Genomic DNA, 5,956 nt, shown 5'->3' on the forward strand with positions numbered 1-5,956 from the left:
TAGCTATTTCGGCTGAAGGTACCAGCATCTTTCGGGAAGAAACCAGCAAAAACTTGCGAACCTAATGCTACACCAACGGCTTTTTCGTTATAGTTTTTCCAAGAAGCCTCTTCACCAGCACGAGTGCCGAATTGGTCAACCTTAAATTCTGCTCCAAATGCCAAGTTAAGGCCACTCAAAACTGTTTCATATTTGCGGCTTAAATCGAAATTCGTAGTGTTTTGTGAAAATGAGTTTCCACCAGCATCAAATGTACGTTGGAAATTTGTAGTCCCGATTGCCTGAGTATAGTTCACTGAATTATCTACACCGTAATCGAAGGTATTCTTACCATAAACATTGCTCAAATCAAAGTTCCAGTTTTTCATAATTTTACCACGAATACCCGCTGCAAATGAAATATCGGTTACATCAGAGTTTATTTCAGGTAAAAAACCATTTGGATAAACACTAAAAACGTTGGTTCGGATAGTGCTATTGGCTAAGCCTGTTGCACTAACTGCTGCTGCATTTAAGAGTGGAACCGAATTGGGGTATCTATAAAAACCTGCTGCATTTCCCTTCTTATTATTCCAACCACCAAAGGCATAAGCTTCAATGTTTTCGTTGATTGGCAATGCGGCGTTCAGAACAATTCCTCCACCTTTTACTTCTGAGTTACCAATTCTCATATCAAAATTATCACGCGTAAGGCCTTTTGATGCAATTACTTGGTCGTCGGTTTGGCCAGCAACTACAGGAAATACTTGCCCAGTGTATGTACCTGTGCGGTTGGTTGCTCCACGAGAAACAAACTCACCCGTGATATTCACAAAACCATTTTTCCCTAATTTCAATCCATAATTTAAACCAATTTGTGCGGTGAGTCCATCTTGAATATTTACACTTTTTGATTGTCCGTTTGAGAAATTGATGGCGTAATTTTTATCATAAGATGTGATGTTTTCGCCAGTCGAAACATTTCCACTCAACCCGATTTGCTTTTTAAGTACAATGTTTATCACCCCAGCAATCGCATCCGAACCATACTGTGCAGCGGCACCATCACGCAAAATCTCAATTTTTTCAACCGAAGTCGCTGGAATGGCATTCATGTCAGTTCCGACAGTACCACGGTTTACCGTACCATTTACGTTTACCAAAGCAGATTGGTGTCTTCTTTTGCCGTTTACTAAAACCAAAACTTGGTCAGGGCCTAAACCACGTAATTGAGCAGGGTCAACGTGGTCAGTACCATCAGAAATCGCTTGACGAGAAGATTGAAATGAGGGTGCAATAAATGTTAGAATTTGGTTAATATCAACTTGCCCGACGTTGTTTGTTACTTGCGATAATGGAATCACATCAACAGGCACAGGAGTGTCAATTTTCGTGCGTCCACTGCTGCGAGTACCGGTAACTACCACTTCGCCTAAAGTTGAAAAAGCCTCTTCAAGCGAAATGTTGATAGTTGATTGATTATCAGCTACTTTTACTTCTTTTGTGGCGAAGCCTACAAAACTAAATACTAAAACATCACCAGCATTAGCATTGAGTTTAAAAGTGCCATCCATTTCTGTACTTGTACCTTTTTTTGTGCCTTTGATACTCACACTAACGCCTGGAAGGGCTTCGCCTTTCGAGTCGCTTACTTTTCCTGTTACTGGACTTTCGATGACGTTTGGGCTGACAATGCTTGCTTCAGCCAAGCGATTTAAGATAATTTTATTTCCACTAACTTTAAAACTAATATTGAGTGGTTTTAAAAGGGTTTCGAGAACCGCCGAAAGTTTTTGTTGCTTTACGTTTAGAGATACAAAACGACTACTTTTGATGAGTTTTGAACTAAAAATAAATTTTACATTGGCTGTTTCCTCGATTTTACTCAAAGCATTTTCAAGATTCTGTTCTTTCAATTGTAGCGAAACCTCACGGTCGAGTACTTCTTGGGCAGTACTCGTGTGTGCATAACTGAGTCCAGTGAAAAGCAGAGCCAAACAAAATTGCAGGAGGCTCAATTTCATGATTTTAGTGATTAATGAATTGGAGTTTGTAAAAAATCTCATAATTTTAAACGTTTTTGACAATTTGTGAATAAATGAAACAAAAACACTCCCGAGTTTTTCGAGGTTGGGCAAGGGCTTGCACAATAATTTCGATTCGGGAAAATTCAATCGGTGATGTTGGTAGCATCACCGATTTTTTGGTTTTTAGGTGAAATCAGGTAAAGTGTAAAAATTTGGTTTTTAGTTTTAAAATTTGATTTGTTTTAAAGTTTTTAGTGGCTATTCGTCATAAATAGCCACCTTTGTTATGTCGATTTAGATTTTGCAGCCTTTACTGTTAATGATAATTTGCCCATCAATTAGCTGATATTGTGCTTCAATGGCATTGCAAACGAGTTCTAATTTTCCATAAAGTGGTTCGTCTGATAATGAGGCCGTAACTGGACATTCTTTTAGTAATTCTTCATCGAAAACTATCGAAATTCCATAGGCTTTCTGAATCGTACTAAAAATAACCGCTGCCGACTCATCTCTAAATTCAAAATTAAATTGGGGCATTTCAGAAAGCATTTCTGGTTGCTCTACCAATGTTTTTGAAAAATTATTTTCTTCTTTATTAAAACTTATCTGCTGATTCGGAACAACCACAACACCCTCTAATACTTTTGATTGAAGTAGTTTTTCGTTATTTTTAATTTCATCTAATCTATAAACTGATACTTTTCCTGTGCGTACAATCACCTGAATATCTTTCAGCCCTTTAAATGATTTGATGGTAAAACTTGTACCTAAAACCTTAGTAATGACTTCATTAGCATACACAAAAAATGGTTTTTCGGGGTTTTTAGCTACTTCAAAAAACGCTTCTCCATCTAAAAACACTTCACGGCGGTCTCCATCAAATGTTGTTGGATAACTCAATCGACTACCTTTTTGCAGCAAAATTGATGAACCATCCGATAAAGTAATCAATAAAGGTTTTTCCGATTTATTCTCTTTTTCAATTAACTCAACGGGGGCATTTGCAACTAATTCTTGATAAATACCCGATTTTGTATCAGTTTTTTGATAATACCACCAGCTTAACCCAAGCAAAATAACAACTGCGGCTGCCCATCTGATAAGAGATAAGTTTCGGTAAAAAACTCGTAATGTCGTTGGTTTATCATTGGGTGCATGGCTTAGCTCTTCACTGAGAGCTGCGTATTTATTTTCTATTTGTTCGGACTTCCATTTGAGTGATAAGCGGTCAAGTTCGCTAAATGCTTCTTTAATCATTGCTAATCTTGCTTCGTTATCATCGGCCCAATCTTCCCATTCTAAAATATCGGCTTCATCTTTTCTGAAATAAAAATTCAAAAAAGATTCATCGACCAACAATTCATCAAGGGTTGGGTTTGCATCAAATCGTGTCAGCTTCTTTTTCATGCTGTATTTTCTTGTAATATTCTGTTCTATCTATACAGAGGAATAGTAGAAGAAAATCTTCCTGGTTTTTTAAGAAAATTTTTGAAAATTTTTTCTTTGGAGGTTTTTGGCCTTCTTAAAGCAGATTTCTTAGCTTTTTGATGCCTTCGTGCAGGGTCTTGTAGATGCTGTCGGTTTGAAGTCCAGTTTTTTCAGAGATTTCTTTAAAACTCATTTCTTCAAAATATTTCAGCATAATGATTTCTTTTTGGCGAGGGCTTAGTTTATCGAGAGCCGAACGCAGTTTAACTTTAAGCGATTCGTCAGCTTCTTGTTTGATTAAAATCTCTTCGTAAGATTGCGTAGATAGTATAAATGTTTCGGCATCTTCCCAATTTACCTTTTCTATACTGTCGGCTTTTTGAAGTTCTTTGAAGATACGTTTTTTGAGTGAACCTTTGAGATAGGCTTCAAAAGATTGAATTTCTGAAAGATTGTGTCGATATTTCCATAAATCGCTGAAAATCAACTGAATTGATTCTTCGGTGAGGTCGCTATCCAAACACCATTTGAGGCCAGCACGATAGAGCTTATTGTAGTAGGTGTTGAACAAATATCCAAGGGCTTTTTCATCGTCTTTGCGAAGTGCGTCTAAAAGCAAACCATCAAGATAATGTTCATTGGTGTTCATAGGAAAAAATAAAATCCCCTTTTTGTGAAAATACTACAAAAAGGGGACTGATTGAATGTATTTTAAGCAAATACTAATTTCTTCATGTACTCAGCGTCAGTTTCTACTGCTTTTAGCGGAGTTGTGTTATCGAAGCGTTCTTGCTCTACAATATAATATTGCATGCCGTTGGCTTTGGCTACACTTAATATTTTAGGGAAATCAATGCGGCCTGTACCCACAATCGTTGAGCCACCAATTGGCCAGAATGGGTCAGTTTGTTTTTCTTTTGCCTCAATTTCCTTCATTTTATCTTCTTTGTAGTAATCTTTCACATGGCAGAGGCGGAAACGGTCTTTGTATTTAGTAAACCAAGCTTCTGGGTCTTCGCCAGCTTTTACAACCCAATATAAATCTAATTCAAAATCAACCAATTTAGGGTCAGTGCCTTCTAATAAGATTTGCTCAGGGCAAGTGCCATCGCCAAATTTCTTAAATTCAAAGTGGTGATTATGATAGCCTACTTTCAGACCTGCTTTTGATGCCATTTCTCCTTGACGATTGAGGCCTTCGGCAGCTTTTTTCCATTCGTCGGCAGTTTTTAAACTTCCCAAAAACGGATTAATCAAATACTTCATACCAATGCTTGCTGCATCATCTACCAATTTACCGAATTCTTTTTCGGTTTCTTTCTTCATGGTGTAGTCAGGATTGCAGTGCGTACTGATGAGGTTCATGCCCAGTTCGTCCATGTAAGACTTGAAATCTTTGGCTGTCATACCCCAAAATACGCCTTTATCTCCTTGAAAACTTTCGATTTGCTTATAACCATAGCTTGCCAGAGATTTCAAAACACCCTTTGGGTCTTTTGCTAAATCTTCTTTTACAGTCCATAACTGTAAGCCAAATTCTTTTACTGATGGTTCTGATATTATAGATGAGGTTGCGGTCGAATCTGAACTTTTTTCTTCGGTTTTAGAAGAAGGAGTGCAAGACCATAATTCGCTGGCTATCAAAGGGGTAGCGGCGATAAGTCCTGTCTGACGTAGGAAGTTTCTACGATTGACTTTCATGGTATTTTGAGAGGTTAAGGGTTATAAGTTTGTATCTACTTTAAAAACACGAGGGTAAATATAATATTTAATCAGTGATATGATTTTATCAAGGCTCATTTTTTTCTTATTTTGTAGTAAGATTTAAACGAGGAGCATGATTAACAAGATTTTTATCTCTGATACACTAATTATTAGAGAATAGATTTGTTTGTTTAATCTCAAAAAAACAATTTATGTACGCAAAAGTAATTTTACAAGCAGGGAAAGAAATAGCAGTAAAACGTCTGCACCCTTGGATTTTTTCGGGAGCAATTGCCAAAATAGAAGGTAATCCTACCGATGGGGATGTGGTTGAAGTTTTTGATAAAAAGAATACATATTTAGCCACTGGGCACTACTACAAAGGTAGTATTGCGGTTAAGATTTTTTCGTATGAGGCCGTTGATGTCGATGAAGCATTTTGGTTAAATAAACTTTCGGTGGCTTATCAGGTACGTCAAACAATCGTATTTCAAGGTGGGAGTGGAGTTGTAAATTGTTACCGATTGGTGCATGGCGAAGGTGATGGCTTCCCGGGGTTAATTCTTGATTTTTATAAAGGAGTCGTTGTTTTTCAAGCACACACGATTGGAATGTGGCGAGAAAAAGAAAAGATTGTGGCAGGATTAAAACAAATTTATGGCGAAAGTCTTTTAGCAGTTTATGATAAAAGTAAGGAAACTTTACCTGATGTCTTTGCAAAAACTGTTGAAAATTCATATTTATTCATTCATTCACTCACGCAATCATTCGCTCATTCGTTAATTCCACACGAAGTTGCAGAAAACGATAATAAGTTT

4 protein-coding genes and 1 pseudogene are annotated in these 5,956 nt (G+C 37.2%); 1 reads left to right on the plus strand and 4 read right to left on the minus strand.

Annotated elements, in window-relative coordinates:
- From ACOVO2_RS00975 to ACOVO2_RS00990, 4 genes are all read right to left on the minus strand, one after another.
- A partial coding sequence (locus ACOVO2_RS00975; RefSeq protein ID WP_421768177.1) for a carboxypeptidase-like regulatory domain-containing protein occupies positions 1-2,003 on the minus strand: 2,003 nt, incomplete at its 3' end.
- Between the two features lie 297 nt (positions 2,004-2,300).
- Entirely contained in the window at positions 2,301-3,413 is a 1,113-nt protein-coding gene (locus tag ACOVO2_RS00980) for a FecR family protein (RefSeq protein WP_421768178.1), read from the minus strand.
- Between the two features lie 115 nt (positions 3,414-3,528).
- Positions 3,529-4,083 carry an RNA polymerase sigma factor gene (locus tag ACOVO2_RS00985; protein ID WP_421768179.1) on the minus strand — a complete coding sequence of 185 codons (555 nt, stop codon included), beginning with the start codon at positions 4,081-4,083 and terminating at the stop codon, positions 3,529-3,531.
- A gap of 62 nt (positions 4,084-4,145) precedes the next feature.
- Positions 4,146-5,135, minus strand: a complete 990-nt coding sequence (locus ACOVO2_RS00990; protein ID WP_421768180.1) for a sugar phosphate isomerase/epimerase family protein — start codon at positions 5,133-5,135, stop codon at positions 4,146-4,148.
- Between the two features lie 215 nt (positions 5,136-5,350).
- On the opposite strand from ACOVO2_RS00990, the pseudogene ACOVO2_RS00995 reads away from it, so the two are divergent.
- A pseudogene (locus tag ACOVO2_RS00995) lies at positions 5,351-5,956 on the plus strand (class I SAM-dependent rRNA methyltransferase); the annotation flags it as partial.

This window comes from Emticicia sp. (genome assembly GCF_049241225.1).
Lineage (GTDB): Bacteria > Bacteroidota > Bacteroidia > Cytophagales > Spirosomataceae > Emticicia.

Excerpts from the sequence above, each read along its gene's own strand:
- ACOVO2_RS00980 (WP_421768178.1), bottom strand. The coding sequence starts at position 3,413 with ATGAAAAAGAAGCTGACACGATTTGATGCAAACCCAACCCTTGATGAA.
- ACOVO2_RS00985 (WP_421768179.1), bottom strand. The coding sequence starts at position 4,083 with ATGAACACCAATGAACATTATCTTGATGGTTTGCTTTTAGACGCACTT.
- ACOVO2_RS00990 (WP_421768180.1), bottom strand. The coding sequence starts at position 5,135 with ATGAAAGTCAATCGTAGAAACTTCCTACGTCAGACAGGACTTATCGCC.